Raw genomic sequence first — 18,034 nt, 5'->3', positions numbered from 1 at the left:
CGTGACGGACGGCGGCCCAGCGGTCGGCCACCCGGTACTCGGTGCCGGTGGCGTCGGCGTGCACCTCGGCCCGGCGTTCGCCGACCCGCAACTCGTGGCCGTTCTCGTCGTCGCGGACGGCGGCCCACCGGTCACCGGCGCGCAACTGCGACCAGTACTCGCCGGTGTCGTCCACCCGCAGCGGCGGACCGGGCTGCGGCGCCGCGGCGCCCGGCCGGTCACGCTGCTCCGACCAACCCCGAGGGTCCGGGTCGTCCCAGGAGTTCGCCGCCGGCCTCTCCGGTGTGCGGTGCGACCGGGCCGTCGGCGCGGGCTCCTCGGGCTGGCCGTACGCGTCGCGCCGCTCGGTCCACTCCGGTTCGTCGCGGCGACCCGCCCAGCCCGGCTCATCGCCGTACCCGGCTCTGGGGCGCTCCTCCGGCTCGCTCCTCGCTCGGCTTGCCGGGCGGGGACGCTCATCCGCGTCACCGCCCCGGGTCCACTCCTGGGCGGGCGGAGTCCACTGACCGGCGTACCCGCCGCCGTAGCGCCCAGCCGGCTCGGCCGCGCCGCCGTCCACCACCGTGTGCCGGGTGGTGACGTGCACGGTCTCGGTGTGTCGGACCACGCCACCCGGCCGATGCGCCGATTCGGGGCGGTCGTGCTCCCGGGGGCGGGCTGAGCCGTACGCGGTGGCGGCCGGCCGTTCCCCGCCGTACACCCCGGCGGTGGCCGGCGGCTCGGGGGCCTCCCGTGCGTACGCCGGCTCATCGTCGCCGGTGTGCTCGGGGCGCCCCCGTCGGGGCGCGTCGTGCTCTGGGCGCCCCCATTGGGGCGCGTCGCGCTCGGGGCGCCCCAATGGGGGCGCGTCGTCGGGCCCGGACACCCGAGCGCGGCTGGCCGACGCGTCGCCCGGGACTCGGCCGCGGGCCATCGGCGCGCCGTCCGCCGACGGCTCGACGGCGGCCACCCGCGCCCGCGAGGGTCCTGCGGGCTCGGCGGCGGGGGCGGCACCGGCGAGGGCGGCACCGCTGGCGTCGAGGCGGCGGCGCACCGCAGCGATCCCCTCCTGGGCCCGTTGCGCCTGGTCAAGCGCCTGGTTGCCGCGCTGGGCGGCGGCCACGATCTCGCTGCGCAGCTCTCGACGCAGCTCCTCGATCTCGTCCAGCAGCTCGTCGGTCCGCGCCGAGTCGCCTTCGCTCTCGGGCCGCAGCGCGATGGAGAGACCGATCAGCACGACCGCGAGAATGGCGAGCACCGCGGCGAAGCGCAGCGGACCGTTGCCATCGGCCACCAGCAGGATCAGCGCCGCCACCGGCGCGAGAGCGACGCCCGCCCAGAAGAGCATGGTCAGCAGCGGTGGTTGACGCCGGGCGTCAGAGGTGGCCGGGGCTGGCATGGATGTGCAGCCTACCCACGACATCCAGCGGAGGGAACGGGGTCCCCGGGACGCGCGGACGCCCCCGCCCGGTCGGGGGCGGGGGCGTCCTCAGCACGTCCGGGGAGGGCTCAGCTGGTGGCGAAGGCGCCATCCGAGGAGAAGATCAGGCCCACGCTGATCGAACCGTCACGCAGCCCGCTCTTGGTCAGCGGTCCGCCCTGGTCCAGCGAGGAGAACTTGCCGACGGACAGTCCGTACGTCTTCTCCAACCCCGGCTTGCAGAACGGACGCTGCTCGCACTCCGGCGGGCCACCCAGCACGGTGGCGCTGCCGGAGCACTTCGCGGCCAACTCGGAGAGGGTCCGCACGCCGTACTTGTCGGCGAATGCCTGGGTCACCGCGAAGGCGTTCTGGTCCTGCGCGGCGGCCGGGGTGCCGAAGGTGAGGCCGACCTTGTCGCCCTCGGCCTTGAGCGCGGTCACCGTCGTGTTGATGTCCGGTGCGGAGACCGGCTGCGCGTTCTGGCCGTTGGCCTTGGTGTTGAGGAACTCGGCCATGGTCGCCGCGTACTCCGGGACGACCTGGATCTCGCCCTTCTCCAGAGCCGGCGCGTAGAGCTCGCGGTTGCCGATCTGCTGCACCTTGACCTGGTAGCCGGCCGCGGTGAGCACGACCCGGTACAGCTCGCCCAGGATCTGGCTCTCGGCGAAGTTGCCGGCGCCCACCGTGATGTCTCCGCCCGGGCCCTTGGCGATGCCCGCGGTGAGGTTGTTCGCGTTGGCGAACTCCTCGGCCGCCACCTTGGCGGTCTTGCGGTCCTCGTTGACGGCCTTGTTGAGCTGGATCAGCTTCGGGGTGTCGAGCGCGGCGGAGACCTTGTCCAGTGCGGCGATCAGCTGCGGGTTGGCCGCCTTGGTGTTGACCGCGGGAATGACGTTGTCGGAGTTCTGGAGCTTCTTGTCGTCCTGCAGAGCGATGAGCTGCTGGCCGGCGACCGGGGCGCACCCGGCGCCAGAGGCGCTCGTCTGGGGTGCGTCGGTGCCGGACGAGCCGGCGTCACCGCATCCGGTGAGGAGCGCTGCCCCGGCGACGACGCCGATTGCCCCGATCGCCAGACGTGTACCTGCGCGCATGTGCCCGCCTTCCGTGTCCCGGCGCGGCCCGTCCCGGGCCGGCCGCGTGTCCGACGGGCGATCCTGACTGTCGGTCGCCCGCGAATGTCCACCCAACATGCTCCGGAACCGACCGACAACTTGGGATGGACTTCGTCACCCCATCGTCACCGATTGGACGGGGGCGGGTCGCCGGCTCGACACGGGCTCACCCGGACGGGTCAGGCGCTCCCGGTGGCGTCCGCGGCCCGGGGCCGCCCCAGGCGCTGCCGCCCGCGCCGCAGCGGTTTGGGGGTCACCAGTCGTTCGACACCGCCGAGGACCACCTCGGCCAGCAGCGCGAGCCCGGCCACCAGCACACCGCCGGCGACGATCTGCCCACCGCCGGCCGCGATACCGATACCGAAGCCGGTCCGGATGATCTGGCCCAGGCCGCCGCCGTTGACGAACGACGCCAGCGCCGCGGTCGCGATCACCTGGACCGCCGCGGTGCGGAAACCGGCCGCCAGATAGGGCACCGCGAGCGGCAGCTCCACCCGGCGCAGCAGCTGCGCGCCGGACAGACCCATCCCCCGGGCCGCGTCGCGGGCCTCCGGGTCCACCTGCCGCACCCCGGTGTACGCGTTGGCCAGCAGCGGCGGCACGGCGAAGACGGCAAGTGCCACCACGACCGGCGTCCGCCCGAAGCCGCTCGCGAAGGCCACCGGCAGGATGGTCAGCAGCGCCAGGGTGGGGATGGCCAGGGTGGCGTTGGAGATCAGCACCACGAGGCCGCCACCACGGCCGAGGTGCCCCAGCCAGAGCCCGAGCGGCCAGGCCACCAGGCAGCCGAGCGCCACCGCCAGGGCCGAGATCGTCAGGTGCTCACCGAGCCGGTCCAGCATGCCGCCGGGGTTGGTCCAGTTGAGTGGGTCGTTGATCCAGGTGATCGCCTGCCCGATCGGGTTCGCCGCGACGGTCACCGTGCCCTCCGGGTGGACCAGGGGGTCACCAGTCGGGCGACCAGGATGAGCAACAGGTCGAGCACGATCGCGAGCGCCACGCAGAGCAGCGCGGCGGTCATGATCTCAGCCTTGTAGAGGTTGTTCTGGAAGCCCGCGAAAATCAACTGCCCGAGCCCGCCGTGCCCGACCAGCACTCCGACCGTGACCAACGCCACCGTCGAGACGGTCGCCAGCCGTACGCCGGTCACGATGCCCGGCAGCGCCAGCGGCAGGTCGATCCGGAACAGACGCCTCCACCGGCCGTAGCCCATGCCCTCGGCGGCCTCCCGAACCTCCGGGGGCACCTGGTTGAGACCGGCCACCGCGTTGCGCACGATCAGCAGCAGCGCGTAGAGGACCAGCCCGACCAGCACCGTGGTCGCCCCGGTGCCCAGGTAGGGGGCGATGAACGCGAAGAGGGCCAACGACGGGATGGTGTAGACCACCCCGCTGACGGCGAGGATCGGCCCGGCGAGCGGACGGACCCAGTACGCCAGCACGGACAACGGCACGGCGATCAGCACCGCGATCAACACGGCTCGCCCGGTGAGGGAGGCGTGTTCGCGCACCGCGGCGAGGATCGTGTCAGAGTTGTCCCGCACGTACTGCCAGGAGAACCAGGGGTTACCCGGGTCGGCCCGGTAGCTCAGGCGGAAGGACATACGTGGACGTTACCCCGGAGGCTGCCAGCGTGGCCCAATCACCTCGCGCGGCGTCGATCACCCTGCAGGGCATCCAGAAGCGCTACCCGAACGGCACCGAAGCGGTCCGCGACCTCAGCCTGGATGTCCGGGCCGGCGAGCTGGTGGTGCTGATCGGCCCGTCCGGCTGCGGCAAGTCGACAGTGCTGCGGATGATCAATCGCCTGATCGAACCGACCGCCGGCCGCATCACGCTCGGCGACGAGGACGTCACCGACGTCGACCCGGTACGACTACGGCGTCGAATCGGGTACGTGATCCAGAACGTCGGCCTCTTTCCACACCAGACGGTACGGGCCAACGTGGCCACCGTGCCGGGCCTGCTCCGCTGGCCCAAGGGCCAGACCCGAGCCCGGGTCGACGAGCTGCTCGACCTGGTCGGGCTGGACCCGAGTGAGTTCGGTGGGCGCTACCCGCACGAGCTGTCGGGTGGCCAGCGGCAGCGGGTCGGGGTGGCCCGCGCGCTCGCCGCCGACCCCGTGGTGCTGTTGATGGACGAGCCGTTCTCGGCCGTCGACCCGATCGTCCGGGCCCACCTCCAGGAGGAGTTCCTGCGCCTACAGGCCGAGGTGCGCAAGACGATCGTGCTGGTCACCCACGACCTCGACGAGGCGGTCCGACTCGGTGACCGGATCGCGGTGCTCTCCGAGGGCGGGCACCTGGAGCAGTACGACACGCCGGCCGCGCTGCTCGGCGCACCCGCCACTCCGTTCGTACGCGAGTTCGTCGGCGCCGACCGGGGCATCCGCCGGCTGGCCGTCACCCCGCTCGACCGGGAGGCGCTGGAGCCGGTGCCCGAGGACGGCGCAGCGGACCTGCCCACCGTCGCGGTGGACGGCTCCGCGTACGACGCGTTGGCGGTCCTGCTCACCTCCGGCCGGGACCGGCTCCTCGTGACCGACGCCGGCCGGCCGGTGGGCGCGCTCAGCCGCCAGCGTCTCCTCGACCTCAACCGCCCGACCAGCTGACCCACCCCGGCCGGGTCGGGCACGACCGCCGCGCCTGACCCCGCCCCGGCCGGGTCAGGCGCGACCGCCGAGGCTGGCGATGCCGATGATCCACCCGGTGAGGAAGCCGTAACCGGCACCGGCGCTGGCGTCCTGCAGGGCCCCCAACAGTGACGGCGCCGGGCCGAGCAGCGCCGCCAGCACGGCGGCCAGCCCACCGGCCAGCACGTACGCGGCCCAGCCGGAGAAGAACTGGCTGACCGGGCCGGGCACCCGGGCGACCTGGGCGGCGGGCAACAGGTAGAGCAGGGCCACCGCCAGGACCACCAGCAGCACGGCCCGTACGTCGGCGGCGAACAAACCGCCGGCCTGCCCGTCCGCGTCGAGCCGCCAGGCCGGCCACGCGAGCAGTCGCGCGTAGAAGGCGCCGCCCGACTCCGGGTCGGTCAGGGTGACGGCCCAGCCGGTGTACGCCGGACTGCCGCAGATGCCGACCAGCAGCAACACGGCGAGCGCCCCGGTGCCGGCGGCCGTGCCGTAGCGGCTCACCGGGCCGGAACGGTGGATGAGTGACGCGATCCGCCCAGGCCCCGAACCGGTGGCTCGGGCCGGCCTGGGCTGCCCCGAGCGGCTCAGTGCTTCATCAGGTAGTCGATGAAGGCGGCCCGCAGCAGCGGCGCCGACTCCTCGTAGCCGTGCCCGGTCAGCTCCCGCCACAGCGCGTTGGCCTCGTCGATCGTCGGACCGATCGAGTTCGGGGCGCCGTCCAGCACCGTGGCCTCGTCCGCGTTCGGCAGGCGGCGCAGCACCGACCAGTAGAAGCCCACGTCCCGACGCTCCCGGGCCCGGGCGAACGCCCGCTCCCGCAGCTCCTCGGTGGACAGCGCGTCAAGCTCCTCGAACGAGGTTCCGCCCGGGGTGGCGGCAGGTGTGTCGGTCATGTCGCCGAGCCTAACGGTCGAGATCAGCTCCGGCTCGTCGGACGCGGCGGGGGTCACCGCTCGTCGGTGTCCCACCGCCGCGGGCTGTCCTCCCAGCGCGGATCCCGCCACGGGTCGACCGGTTGGGGCGCGGCCTGGGTCGGCACTGTGGGGGGCCAGCTTTCGACGGACTGCGGCCGCTGCATGGTCCAACCCGAGCTGATCGTGCCGTCGCTGACCGGCTCCGGCCTCTCCGGGCTGCCCGGTCGAGGCCGCCCGAGGGTCTCGACCAGCCGGGTGGCCAGCAGCCCGACGCCGAGCGCGGCCCCGCCGACCACCCAGTTGCTCAACGTCCAGCCGCGCTCCACCGCGTACACCTGGAAGACGGTGACCAGGCCGACCGCCAGCAGCGTGCCGAACACACCGCCCCGGCGGCCGTACGCGCTGGTGCCGGCGAGCAGCGCCACGCCGAGCGCCAGCACCGTCCCGTCCAACCCCGAGGTGGGTGCCACCGGCCCGGGATCGTTGGCGGCGAGGAGCACGCCGGCGAGAGCGGCAAGCACCGTGGAGACGACAAGCGCGACGGCGGTCACCACGGCGGCTACCGCGCCCTGCCGGCCGGCCGGGTCGGCCAGCGGTCGGTACCGGCCGACGAGCCGGCGGATCGCCCGGATCGCGCCGAACAGCCCAGCGAGGACAGCCACCGCCGCGAAGCCGGCGAAGAGATACCCGGCGCTGCTGGTGGGGTCGTAGTCGCCCTGCACCAGCACCGGCGCCGAACGGCGTTCGATGTACACCACCACGGCGGCGGCGCCGGCCAGGCTGGCCGCCCAGCCCGGCACGTGCAGCACCACCACGGCCAGCGCCAACGCGAGCCCGCCCACCGCGGCCACCGCCACGGCCGGGCCGATCGAGGCCGGCAGGCCCCGGTCACCCTGCTCGGCGTAGTGCAGGGCCGCCGCCACCGCGACCGGGCCGACGGCCAGGTTCGGTGCGGCCGTACGCAGGCTCAGCCCCGCCCCCATGGCGAGCAGCCCCAGCCCGACCGCGTCGATCAGCAGCGTGCGCAGGTTGTCGTCGCGCACGGCGGTCGGATCCTCCTGCCAGAGCAGCCAGCTCACGACTGCCAGCCCGGCCAGCAGCAGCAGCTCCCACCCCAGGTGCACACCGATCCGGTCCCGGCCGGACTCACCGTGGGTGGGGTCGTCGAAGACGTTGTCCAGTACGGCGGCAGGCACCCCCGACGAGGGTTCGGCCGACCGGTCCCGGCCCGCTTCTTCGTACCCCATGACGCCGCCTCCCCAGTGGCCGGCCGTCCCCGGTCCGGCGCGCGGACGGACCCTGGGCGGCCCTTGCTCTCCGATCGCAGGCACCGTACCCGCGCCCGCAGCCGGGCGTAACCCCCTGCTCAGCGCTGGCCGGGGTGGCTCTCCCATGGGTCCTGCTCGCGCTCGTCGTCCGGGCGTTCCGGCACGCGGCAGGCGCGCTCCAACCAGAGCGCGGCGCCGACCAGGGCCAGCGAGGCGAGCAGGCCCCCGCCAGCGGCCGGTCGATCGTCCAGGGCGGCGCGGGTGGTCTCCACGAACAGCCAGCCGGTGAGCCCCGCGTAGAAGCCCGCGAAGATCGCCGCGGCGAGTGCCGACGCCTTGGCCAGCACCACGAAACGGGCAACCACCAGCGGGTTGACCGGCTCCCGGCCCGGCTTGCGCTCGATCCGGCCCCGGGTGTTGATCGCGGCGTACGCCTCCAGCACGGCGAGCCCGGCCAGCGTCACCACCGGTAGCCAGGGCAGCCGGGGAATGCCGCTGTAGTAGAGGGAGCTGATCAGCAGCCAGGCCACCGCCGCCGCAGCCAGGCCGGCCACGACCAGGGTCGAGATGCGGGTGGGGCCCATCCGGGACCCGTCCGGGCCCGACCCGCGGGGTGGGGGCTTGGCCTGCGTCATGCCGGCCGGTTCCGCTCGGTCATGCCGTCGACTCTAACGCCAACTCCGGCCGGGGACGCAGTTCCAACGCCTCGTCCGCCGCGGGACCGGTGGTCAGTAGGTCGGTCAGCCAGCCGTGACCGGGCAGCCGACCGTACGGCTGGATGTCGATCCACGGACGCAGCACGAAGGCGCGCAGGTGCGCCCGGGGATGCGGCAGGGTCAGCTCCTCATCGTCGCTGAGCACCGGCTCGTCGTCGTCGCCCCAGACCGCGATCACGTCCACGTCGAGGGTGCGCGGCCCGAACCGCCGCTGCGGGTCACGGACCCGGCCGGCCGCGCGCTCCGCGTCGCGGGCCCGCTCCAGCCAGTCGCGCGGGGTCGCGCTGTCGTCCTGCGCGAGCACCACCGCGTTGAGGTACGCGGGCTGCTCGGTGTCGCCCCACGGTGGAGTCTCGTACACCCCGGAGAGCACGAGCACCGCGTCGCCGAGGGTGGCGACGGCCGTACGCAGGTGTTCCAGGCGGTCACCCAGGTTGCTGCCGAGCGAGAGGATCGCCCGGCTCACCTGGCACGCGCCCGGGTCATGGTGACGGCTACATCGGTGAAGGTGTGCGGCACCGGAGCCTCCGGCTTGTGCACGGTGATCGTCGCGGCGTCGACCCGTTCGTCGGCGAGGCAGACCGCGAGGAGCCGGTCCGCGAGGGTCTCGATCAGGTTGACCGGCTCGCCGGTCACCACCGCGACCAGGCGTTCGGCCAACTCGCCGTAGTGCACGGTGGCGCTGACGTCGTCGGTGGCGGCGGCCGGGCCGAGGTCCAGCTCCAGGACGGCGTCGACCACGAAGTCCTGCCCCTGTACGCGTTCGAAGTCGTACACCCCGTGTCGGCCGCGCGCCCGCAGGCCGGTCAGGTGGATCCGGTCCGTCGTCATCGCCGTACCCCATGCTCGTGGTCGTGTTGTGCTGGCTGCTTCCCGTGCGAGGGCACGGCCAGGCGGGGGCTGCCGGTCGCGGCCCAGACGGCGAGCGCGTCGACGGTGGCCTGCACGTCGTGCACGCGCACGCCCCAGGCGCCCGCGGCGACCGCAAGCACGCTGGTGGCCACGGTGGCCGCCTCCCGCTGGGCGGTCGGTCGCGGCGTGCCGTCCGAGGCGGCGAGCAACCTACCGAGGTACGACTTGCGGCTGGCCCCGAAGAGCAGCGGGCAGCCGAGATCCAGCAGCTCCGGCAGGCGGGCGCTGAGCTCCCAGTTGTGCGCGGCCGTCTTGGCGAAGCCGAGCCCGGGGTCGACGATGAGGCGGTCGGCGGGCACCCCGGCGGCCAACGCCGCGTCGATCCGTTGGGCCAACTCGGCCCGGACGTCGGCCACCACGTCCGTGTAGGTGGCCAGCTCGCGCATCGCTCGGGAGTGCCCCCGCCAGTGCATCAGCACCCACGGGCAGTGCGCGTCGCGGACCACGCGGGCCATGTCCGGGTCGGCCAGGCCACCGGAGACGTCGTTGACCACTGCCGCGCCGGCGGCCAGAGCGGCCTCCGCGACCCGCGCGCGGCTGGTGTCGACGCTGACCCTCACGCCGGCGGCGGTCAGCTCGCGGATGACAGGCAAAACCCGCTCGACCTCGGTCGCGGCGTCGATCCGCTCGGCGCCCGGACGAGTCGACTCCCCGCCGATGTCGACCAGGTGCGCACCGGCGTCGCGCAGACGGACGCCGTGTCCGACGGCGGCGTCCAGGTCGGCGTACCGTCCGCCGTCGGAGAAGGAGTCCGGTGTGACGTTGAGGACGCCCATCACCACCGGGCCCGAGGCCCGCACCAGATCGGTCACGACTAGACGGTACCGGTCGCGACAGCGGCGCCCAGCGACCCGGGTCGGCCCCGCACCACTGCCCCTGACGTGCCGATTAGAACAGGTGTACGATCGGTCATCCGGGCAGTATCGGGCAGCCCCTTCGCGGCTTGTCGCAATCCGGGGCGGCCCGTACGCTTTGGAATTGGCCAGCATCGAGATGGCGAAGCTTGGAGGGAGGGCCGAAGCGGGGAAAAACCGCCCAAACCTCGCCACCCTCCGTGGTGAGTAACGAACACAGGGTCAAGAACGCCATGCCCTGTGGAGCACTTTTCCCGCCAGGCTTGCCTATTGCACCGCCGCGGCACCGCCGGCCGCGCTATGGGGAGGTTCCAGTGATCGCCTTCGAGCTCATGGAGACGGCGTCGTCCGGCGTCGCCCACGCGCTCTCCACCCTGGCGTCGGCTCCACTCGCGGAGCCGGCACCGAAGGGGATCGACACCAACAGTGTCGTCACCTTCTTCGCCAGCAAGATCGCGCCGATCCTGCTCGCCGTCCTGGGCGTCATCTTCATCGGCCGTGCCAGCCGGGGCGAGATCTCCAAGGTGCTGACCAGCTCCGCGATCGCCATCGTCGGGCTGGCCTTCATCGCCGGCGCGGCAACACTCTTCTTCGTCGGCGATTACCTGATCGACCTGATCTTCGAATAGGCGCGTTCACCAGATGCGGCTGCGCACCGACGACGACATCTACCGGGCCCGCCTGGTCTACCTCGGGCCGCCCGGTTACACCCTTCCGGTCCACCTGCCCTACGCCCAGTACGGGCTCTTCATGTTGCTGGTCCCCCTCTACATGTTCATCCACTGGCTGTTCACGTTGACGGTCGAGCTCTTCCCAGCCTGGGAGATCGCGCTCGCCATCGTGACCACGTCGTTCATCTTTCGGCACGTCGACCCCGATCGGCCGGCGCGGGTGGTCATCCGCACCGCGCTGACCGACTGGCGACGCACCCGGGAGCCGGCGGTCGAGCAGCGCGACCCGCGCCTGGTCGGCAGCCGGATCAGGATCAGGGAGGAGCTGGCATGACCGGACGTACGTCGAACGGTCCTTCGCAGGACGCGGGCAGGGGTCTGCCGACAGTCGCCGAGGCGATCGCATGAGCCGCTCCTCCACGCCGGGCTCTCCGGCCGGCCGCCCCGGCGCACCGGTCGGTCACCGTGCGCACTCATTCGACTACGCCGAAGACGAGGACGAGGTTGCCCTCGACCCCGCGCTGGTGACGTCACCCGGCCACGGTGCCGTCGGCGTGTTCCAGGCGCCCCGGCCGGTTCCCCGCCGGACGCCACCGGCCGAGCCCACCGCCGTGTCGGCCGGCGAGAACGCCGACATCGACTCCCCCTTCCTGGACCTCTTCGGTGGTGGGGGGCGACCCGGCACCGCACGAGCCGTCACGGCCGGCCCGAGCACCCGGGAACAGCCGGCGATCCCGCACCAGCCGCCACCCACCCCCGGCCCGGCTCCAGCCCGCGCGGTTCCCGAGCTGGAGCCACCGTGGACACCCGCCGACCAGCCCGGCAACGGTGGCCGGCCCGTCGAGCCACGGCACGGCGGCGGCCACCCGGCCGGCGAGTCCCGGGTGCCGCATCAGGCCGGCGATCGACGGCCGATGCTGCGTCCACCGGACGAGCCCGACCCGTCCACCGGTCGTGGCTCGTCGGCGACGACCACCGGCCCCGCCGGCAGTGGCTCGCCGACGGCGTTCGCCGGCCCCGCCGGCCGGACCGCCGCCGCCCTGCCGAGCAGCCGGCCCACCGCCACCCCGACGACTCAGGCTGCCCAGCCCACGGCACCGGCCGGGCAGCCGGCCAGCATCGCAGCCACCGATCGGCCAGCACTGGAGCGCACGGCGCGGCGGACCACCGACCCGGCTCGGCCCAGCAGCGCCGGCACCGCGTCCACCGGGAAAGAGGTTGTCGCACCGCGACCGCGCACGGCGAGCCGACCGGACCGACCGATCAAGCCGACCCGGGTCCGGGCCCCCAAGATCAAGTTTGGCGATCGGGATCCGTCGGTCGAGTTGGCCATCACCGAGATCGCCGGCCACCTGACCTTCACGCCGAACACCGTCACGGCCTGGTACTGGCTGCCCGAGGTCCGCTGGGCGTTCCGCCCGGACGCCGAACGCGAGGCGCTGCTGTCGGCGATCTCCGAGCAGTACGCCGGCCTGGCCGGTTTCCGACTGCACCTGCGCCGCACCACCCGGCCGTTCCCCGCCGACGAGTGGGCCCGCACGATCGACACGCACACCTCGGCACCGCTTCCCGACGTACCCGGCACCACCGGCTGGGCCGATCACCTGGTCGCCGCCCAACGGCACCTGATGGCGGTCAACCACGCCGAGGGGCAGACCTACCTGGGTGTCACCTTCGCCCGCCGGTCCCTCGGCGACTCGCTCACCGAGCGGCTGCTGCGCACCTTCGGCCGGGGCACCGCCGATGGGGAGCGCCGCAAGCTGGGCCGCACCGTGGAGCAGTTCGACGAGGTGCTCGGGGCGTTCGGCATGCGCGGCCGGCGGGTCACCGCCCAGGAGCTGGAGTGGCTGCTCTACCGCTCGGTGGCGCTGTGCATGTCGCCGCCGAGCACCCTCTCCCCCGTCACCGACGGGCGCTGGGAGCGCGGCGACCTGCTCGCCATGACCGAGCAGGTGGAGCGCTACCGCACCCCGTACGGCTCGACGGTCAAGCTGGTCAACCGGATGACCGGCGAGGAGCGGCACGTGGCCGTGCTCGCCGTCGGCCGGATGGAGCCGCTGGAGATCCCCGAACGACACGAGCCCTGGCTGCACTTCCACGAGCGGCTGCCCTGGCCGATGGAAATCTCCACCCGCGTCGACATCCTCGGCTCCGGCGACTCCTTCCGCAATCTCGAACACCGGCTGCGGATGATCCGCTCGCAACAGCTCGACTACGCCGAACACGGCATCGACGCGCCCCCGGAGCTGGAACGACTGGCCAAGCGCGCCCTCGTGATCGGCGACGAGATGACCACCGGCCTGCCGGTCGACTCGGCCCGTGCGCACGGCTGGCACCGGATCGCCGTCGGCGGCCGGACCAGGGAGGAATGCCTGGAGCGGGCCCGCCGGCTCATCCAGCTCTACTCCCGGGAGCTGCGCATCTCGCTGCAACACCCGAAGAACCAGGACTGGCTGGCCCGCGAGTTCATCCCCGGCGAGCCGATCGCCAACACCGGCTACGTCCGACGCATGCCGGTGCCGCTGCTCGCCGCCGCGCTCCCCCAGGCCGCATCGAACGTGGGCGACCGGCGCGGCGACCTCATCGGCCGTACCGCCGGCACCTGCCGCCGCCCGGTCTTCCTCGACCTGCACTTCCCCATGGAGGTCCGGGAACGCTCCGGGCTCGCGGTCTTCGTCGCCGAACCCGGCGGGGGCAAGTCCACACTGCTCGGCGCCCTGGGCTACCTGGCCGCCCGCCGAGGTGTCCAGGTGACCCTGCTCGACCCGTCCGGCCCGCTGGCCCGCCTCTGCGCGATGCCCGAGCTGCGACCGTACTCCCGGGTGTTGAACCTGACCGGCTCGGAGCACGGCACCCTGGCGCCCTACTCGCTCATCCCGACGCCGCTGCGCACCGAGTTCGGCACCGGCGCCGCCGGTGACCGGGAGTTCGAGATCGCCGTCTCCAACGCCCGAGCCGAGCGGCGGATGCTGGTCCAGGACATCTGCATGATGCTCGTCCCGCCGCAGGTCGCCAGGGAGGCGTCGACCGCCACCCTCTTCCGGCACGCCGTCCGCCAGGTCCCCGCGGAGGAGACCTCCACCCTGGACGACGTGGTGAGCTGCCTCGGGCGGCTCGACGACGACGCCGGCAAGGAACTGGCCAACCTCCTGCTGGACACCGCCGAAATGCCACTGGCCATGCTCTTCTTCGGTCGACCGCCGGAAGGGCTGCTCGGTGCCGACGCGGCACTCACCGTGATCACCATGGCCGGGCTACGGTTGCCCGACCTCAAGATCGAACGGGAGTACTGGTCAGCCGAAGAGGCCCTGGCCCTGCCGATGCTGCACACCGCGCACCGGCTCGCCGTCCGGCGCTGCTACGGCGGCTCGATGTCGTCCCGAAAGCTCGTCGGCCTCGACGAGGCGCACTTCATGGAGGGCTGGCGGTCCGGGCGCTCCTTCCTGGTCCGGCTCGCCCGCGACTCCCGCAAGTGGAACCTCGCCGCGCTGGTCGCCTCCCAGAACCCCCGCGACATCCTCGGCCTCGACGTGCAGAACCTCGTCTCCACAGTCTTCGTCGGCCGCATCGCCGAAGACGCCGAGATCGCCTCCGAAGCTCTGCGGCTGCTGCGGGTGCCGGTCAACGACGGGTACGAAGCCACCCTCGCCTCCCTCTCCGCCGCCGACACCAGTTCGTCCAGCCGGCTCGGCTTCCGGGAGTTCGTGATGCGCGACGTCGACGGCCGGGTGCAGAAGGTCCGAGTCGACGTCTCGTACGTCGAAGGTCTGCTGGACCACCTCGACACGACGCCCGCCGCGATCGCCGCGGCGGCCGGAGTCCTGCCGAGCATCCCCCTGCCGGATCTGGAGGCATGACATGGCTAGGGCCTGGGCAAGGACTGTGTCGTTCCTGCTCGCCCTCGGCGTACTGGCCGGGACCACCCTCACCTGGCCACTGATCGGAGCGGAGGCCGCAGCCGCCGCACCGCCCGCCGCCCAGGCCCGCGCCGACCTCTGCACGACGGCCGAATGGCAAGCCGACTTCCGCGCCTGCGTGGCGAAGCTGAAGCAGGTCAGCCAGGCCGAGATCGACTGCCGGAAGCCGCCCGTGCCGTCCGCGCCGGATTCTGGCCTCGCCGGCTGGTTCGCCTCCCGCCCGGACTCGTCCAAGCTGCCCGGGCCAAAGGGCATCTACAGCGACTACGGCTACGGCGGCTACAGCTTCAACACGTATGACGTAGAGGGTGGTTGTGCCTCCACCATTCTCCATCCCGACTACAAATTCACCACCACAGTCGCCAACGGTGAGCTCATGATCGCCACAGCCGTCGTGGGCGCCTCGAACGCCCTGCGCGAGCGGGCCTGGGATCCTCGCGCGATGTGGGATTGGGCCGACCCGCTGGTGGAGAAGGCCACCAAAGCCGTCTACCAGAAGGTATTCAGCGTCTTCGGAATCGTCACGCTCTGTGTGGTGGGCCTCTATTTGCTCTGGCGCTCCCGCCAGTCGGACATGAGCAATGCGATGACGACGGCCGGGTGGGCGTTGCTAGTGATGGTGGCGGTCACCGCGCTGGCGGCCTGGCCGGTCAAGTCGGCGAACATCGCCGACGGCACCCTGATCACCTCGCTCGGCGTCGTGCACGATGCCATAGGCCCGGCCTCCAGGGACACTCCGCCAGATCAGTGCGACGATCCGGACCCCAAGGCATGCAAGGACAACCGACCTCCCGCTGTTCGGGCCAGCGATACTGCCACCGAGGCGATGCTCTACCGCAACTGGCTGCGCGGAGTGCTCGGCTCGGCGGATAGCGAGACCGCCCGCAAGTATGGCCCTGCCCTGTACGACGCTAAGGCGTTCTCCTGGGAGGAGGCCGAAAAGCTGCGCGCCAACCCGGCCACCCGGCCAGCGACGATCCAGGCCAAGCAGCAGCAGTGGATGACGGTCGCAGAGCAGATCAAGGCCGAGGACCCGGAGGCGTACGAGTTCCTGACGGGCACCCGCGACATGGACCGAATCGGCTCTGGGTTCATCGCCGTGCTCGCGGCCGTGCTCTTCGCGATGTTCGACCTGACCGCGTCAGTGCTGGTACTGCTGGGCTTCCTGATCTTCCGGTGGGCGGTGATCGCGGCACCCATCCTGGGCACCGTTGGTCTACTCCGGCCAGCCAGCGCTGGCCTCCGACGGTTGGCGAACGCCGTGGTGGCTGCGGTATTCAACATCGCCATCTTCGGCACCGGGGCCGCCATCTACCTGTTCGCCGTTGACTTGATCATGAGCACCCCTGCTCTGCCGGGCTGGCTTCAGGTGGTGCTGGTGTGGCTCTGCGGGGTGGTCGGATGGCTGCTGCTGCGGCCGTACCGGCGGATCACCCAACTCGGGGGCAAGGACAGCAGCGAAGCGGTCAGTTCGGCCGGGTCCTGGCACCGTCGGTTCTTCCGCGACATGCGGACCGCGGCGCGGCTGGACGTGGCAGAGCCGGGCGGCACCGCCGAGCCGGTGGGCGGACGCCGACGGTCACCCGACGCGGCGCAGACCCGGCTACGGCCGGAGGCGCGGCGAGAGGACCCGGCCCCGGTGCCGACCGCTGCGGCCGAGGGCCGACGCGCAGACGCGGCGCGCCCGGACGGTCGAGAGCGGCCCGACGAGGCACCGGCGGAAGAGGGCAGGGGTCGGAACCGCCCGGTCGCTCCGCAGCCCCGACGCCGACAGCCAGCGACCTGGACCGAGCCGGATGTACCGGCTGAGAACCCGTCGTTCGTGGTCTACCGCCCAGGCTCCAGCGAGCGTGCACCGGATCGCACCGGACCTCGGGTGCGCTCAGAGGCGAGGTGACGGTCATGCGGCGAGCGCTGGAGTTCCTCTTCACCCGGGCGCTGCGGTCCCGGCTGGGCGTTGCGTTGGTGATCGGGGTGGTGGTCGTCGGCGTGCTCGGGGCGACCCGACTGATCTCCAGCCCGGTCGATTCGGCCGATGGTTTGAGCAGCCGTCCCGATGGGCCGATCATCACGGTGGACCCGTCGGCCGGCGACGACGGTCTGCTCAACAGTGCGGCTCCGCCGTCACCCGTGACGTCGCCCGGCGCTCGCACGCCCGAGCAGACCGCCGACCGCTTCGCCAAGGCCTGGCTGGGCCGTCCCGGGATGACCACCGAAGAGTGGCAGGCCGGCCTACGGCCGCTCTCCACGCCAACACTTCAGGAGAAGTTGACCGGCGTCGAGCCCGAGAGCGTGCCCGCCGAGAAGGTTGCCGGTCCTCCAACCATGCGAGAGCGAACCGAGACGTTCGTCGAGCTGTTGCTTCCCCTTGACACCGGCCGGCTCCGGCTGGAGCTGGTCACCTCCGACGATGGTTGGCTGGTCGACGTTCTGGACTGGGAGCGGCCGTGAACGACGTTGGTAGCGCCGGAACCCGCCGCGGGCCCCTCCGGCTCGGTGTGATCGCGGCGGTGCTCACCGGGATGCTGCTTCTGCTCTGCTGCACCGGCGGCACCGCGGCGTTCTTCCTCAGCGGGCTCGGTGGCGACGACGCCGAGAACGGGGCCACCCTGGCAGGCACGGAGTGCGGGCCGGTCCGAGCGGTGAACATCACGGGCAAGCTGCCGCGTTTCAGCGAGTACGGTGACACCCAGGTCCGCAATGCCGCGATCATCATAAAAGTCGGCCAGGACATGGGCGTGCCCTCGCGAGGTTGGGTGATCGCCCTCGGCACCGCGATGCAGGAGTCCGCCCTGCGCAATCTGGCGAACAGCGGCGTGCCCGCCTCCCTGGCCCTGCCACACGAGGGCGTTGGAGCGGACCACGACTCACTCGGCCTGTTCCAGCAGCGGCCGGGGTGGGGAACGGTCGCCGAGCGGCTGACCCCCGCCTACGCGGCCCGCAAGTTCTACGAGAAGCTCGTCAAGGTCGACGACTGGCAACGCCGACCACTGACCGCGGTCGCGCAGCGGGTGCAGGTCAGCGCATACCCGGACGCGTACGCCAAACACGAGGAAATAGCCAGCCGGATCGTGGACGCGCTGGCTGGCGGCGCGGCCCGCACCGTCGAGATCAACGGCAAGGCGGTGTGCAACGCGGCCGAGCGCGGTCACATCGCCGCCTCCGGCTGGACAGCACCGATTTCCGGCGGTGTCGGCTCCGGTTTTCGCACCGCCAGCCGGCCCAGGCACAACGGAGTCGACATCGGCGCGGCCAAGGGCACCGAGATCCGCGCGGCAGCGACCGGCCGGGTGCTGGTCTCCACCTGCGATCCGGACTATCGCGGCCGACGAGACTGCAATGTGGACGGTTTCCCTGGCAAAAAAGGCTGCGGCTGGTTCGTCGATCTGCTGCACGCCGGTGGCTACATAACCCGGTACTGCCACATGGTGGTTCAGCCCTTCGTCAAGAAGGATCAGGTGGTGACGGCCGGTCAGGTGATCGGCAAGGTCGGCAGCAGCGGTAACTCCTCCGGTCCGCACCTGCATTTCGAGGTGCACCTGCGCAACGACCGCAATGCGTCGGGCGCGGTGAACCCGGTCCCGTTCATGCGCGAGCGGGGCGCCCCGCTGCGCGCCGCTGAGTGAGGCCA

18 protein-coding genes are annotated in these 18,034 nt (G+C 72.3%); 7 read left to right on the top strand and 11 right to left on the bottom strand.

Annotated elements, in window-relative coordinates; genetic code table 11:
• From ACLQ3B_RS14900 to ACLQ3B_RS14885, 4 genes are all read right to left on the bottom strand, one after another.
• On the bottom strand, positions 1–1,378 hold a 1,378-nt coding region (locus ACLQ3B_RS14900; RefSeq protein ID WP_425781115.1), incomplete at its 3' end, for a hypothetical protein.
• Positions 1,379–1,488: 110 nt separating this feature from the next.
• Complete coding sequence (locus tag ACLQ3B_RS14895) at positions 1,489–2,493, bottom strand: glycine betaine ABC transporter substrate-binding protein (RefSeq protein WP_425781113.1); 1,005 nt, start codon at positions 2,491–2,493, stop codon at positions 1,489–1,491.
• Positions 2,494–2,693: 200 nt separating this feature from the next.
• The gene (locus tag ACLQ3B_RS14890) at positions 2,694–3,434 is read right to left on the bottom strand and encodes an ABC transporter permease (RefSeq protein WP_425781111.1); all 741 of its coding nucleotides are present in this window, start codon (positions 3,432–3,434) and stop codon (positions 2,694–2,696) included.
• Positions 3,431–4,117 (bottom strand): ABC transporter permease, encoded by a 687-nt coding sequence (locus tag ACLQ3B_RS14885; RefSeq protein WP_425781109.1) that lies wholly within the window; start codon positions 4,115–4,117, stop codon positions 3,431–3,433. The genes ACLQ3B_RS14890 and ACLQ3B_RS14885 overlap by 4 nt, the downstream gene beginning before the upstream one ends.
• Before the next feature lie 2 nt (positions 4,118–4,119).
• Here ACLQ3B_RS14885 and ACLQ3B_RS14880 point away from each other — a divergent pair, with 2 nt between their 5' ends.
• Positions 4,120–5,124, top strand: a complete 1,005-nt coding sequence (locus ACLQ3B_RS14880) for an ABC transporter ATP-binding protein (protein WP_425781107.1) — start codon at positions 4,120–4,122, stop codon at positions 5,122–5,124.
• A gap of 54 nt (positions 5,125–5,178) precedes the next feature.
• Here the strand turns inward: ACLQ3B_RS14880 and ACLQ3B_RS14875 are convergent, their stop codons facing one another.
• From ACLQ3B_RS14875 to folP, 7 genes are all read right to left on the bottom strand, one after another.
• A complete protein-coding gene (locus tag ACLQ3B_RS14875) occupies positions 5,179–5,652 on the bottom strand; it encodes a hypothetical protein (protein WP_425781105.1) in 474 nt (157 codons plus the stop codon).
• 83 nt (positions 5,653–5,735) lie between these two features.
• Complete coding sequence (locus tag ACLQ3B_RS14870; protein ID WP_124820151.1) at positions 5,736–6,044, bottom strand: hypothetical protein; 309 nt, start codon at positions 6,042–6,044, stop codon at positions 5,736–5,738.
• Between the two features lie 53 nt (positions 6,045–6,097).
• Positions 6,098–7,312, bottom strand: coding sequence for an ABC transporter permease (locus ACLQ3B_RS14865; RefSeq protein WP_425781103.1), 1,215 nt, complete (start codon positions 7,310–7,312; stop codon positions 6,098–6,100).
• Between the two features lie 119 nt (positions 7,313–7,431).
• Positions 7,432–7,968 carry a DUF3180 domain-containing protein gene (locus ACLQ3B_RS14860; RefSeq protein WP_425781101.1) on the bottom strand — a complete coding sequence of 179 codons (537 nt, stop codon included), beginning with the start codon at positions 7,966–7,968 and terminating at the stop codon, positions 7,432–7,434.
• A gap of 19 nt (positions 7,969–7,987) precedes the next feature.
• Positions 7,988–8,515: a 2-amino-4-hydroxy-6-hydroxymethyldihydropteridine diphosphokinase gene (folK, locus tag ACLQ3B_RS14855; protein ID WP_425781100.1), complete on the bottom strand. Its 528-nt coding sequence runs from the start codon at positions 8,513–8,515 to the stop codon at positions 7,988–7,990.
• Positions 8,512–8,880: a dihydroneopterin aldolase gene (gene folB, locus ACLQ3B_RS14850; RefSeq protein WP_425781098.1), complete on the bottom strand. Its 369-nt coding sequence runs from the start codon at positions 8,878–8,880 to the stop codon at positions 8,512–8,514. The genes folK and folB overlap by 4 nt, the downstream gene beginning before the upstream one ends.
• On the bottom strand, positions 8,877–9,773 hold the full coding sequence (folP, locus tag ACLQ3B_RS14845) for a dihydropteroate synthase (RefSeq protein WP_425781096.1): 897 nt from the start codon (positions 9,771–9,773) through the stop codon (positions 8,877–8,879). Before folP ends, folB begins: the two co-directional genes overlap by 4 nt.
• Before the next feature lie 356 nt (positions 9,774–10,129).
• Between folP and ACLQ3B_RS14840 the strand changes: the two genes are divergently transcribed.
• The 6 genes from ACLQ3B_RS14840 to ACLQ3B_RS14815 all read left to right on the top strand — a co-directional run bounded on the left by ACLQ3B_RS14840 (position 10,130) and on the right by ACLQ3B_RS14815 (position 18,029).
• Positions 10,130–10,444 (top strand): hypothetical protein, encoded by a 315-nt coding sequence (locus ACLQ3B_RS14840; protein ID WP_030327982.1) that lies wholly within the window; start codon positions 10,130–10,132, stop codon positions 10,442–10,444.
• Between the two features lie 13 nt (positions 10,445–10,457).
• Positions 10,458–10,820 carry a hypothetical protein gene (locus ACLQ3B_RS14835; RefSeq protein ID WP_053654782.1) on the top strand — a complete coding sequence of 121 codons (363 nt, stop codon included), beginning with the start codon at positions 10,458–10,460 and terminating at the stop codon, positions 10,818–10,820.
• 70 nt (positions 10,821–10,890) lie between these two features.
• Entirely contained in the window at positions 10,891–14,343 is a 3,453-nt protein-coding gene (locus ACLQ3B_RS14830; protein ID WP_425781094.1) for an ATP-binding protein, read from the top strand.
• Between the two features lies 1 nt (position 14,344).
• Positions 14,345–16,300 (top strand): MFS transporter, encoded by a 1,956-nt coding sequence (locus ACLQ3B_RS14825; protein ID WP_425781092.1) that lies wholly within the window; start codon positions 14,345–14,347, stop codon positions 16,298–16,300.
• Positions 16,297–16,854: a hypothetical protein gene (locus tag ACLQ3B_RS14820; RefSeq protein WP_425781090.1), complete on the top strand. Its 558-nt coding sequence runs from the start codon at positions 16,297–16,299 to the stop codon at positions 16,852–16,854. Before ACLQ3B_RS14825 ends, ACLQ3B_RS14820 begins: the two co-directional genes overlap by 4 nt.
• A gap of 71 nt (positions 16,855–16,925) precedes the next feature.
• Positions 16,926–18,029, top strand: a complete 1,104-nt coding sequence (locus ACLQ3B_RS14815; RefSeq protein WP_425781688.1) for a M23 family metallopeptidase — start codon at positions 16,926–16,928, stop codon at positions 18,027–18,029.
• Positions 18,030–18,034: the final 5 nt, after the last annotated feature.

Origin of the sequence: Micromonospora sp. DT53 (assembly GCF_049841535.1) — a bacterium.
Classification (GTDB): Bacteria; Actinomycetota; Actinomycetes; order Mycobacteriales; family Micromonosporaceae; genus Micromonospora.
The sequence above is the reverse complement of the archived record's forward strand: the minus strand, read 5'-3'. Positions and strand labels throughout refer to the sequence as shown.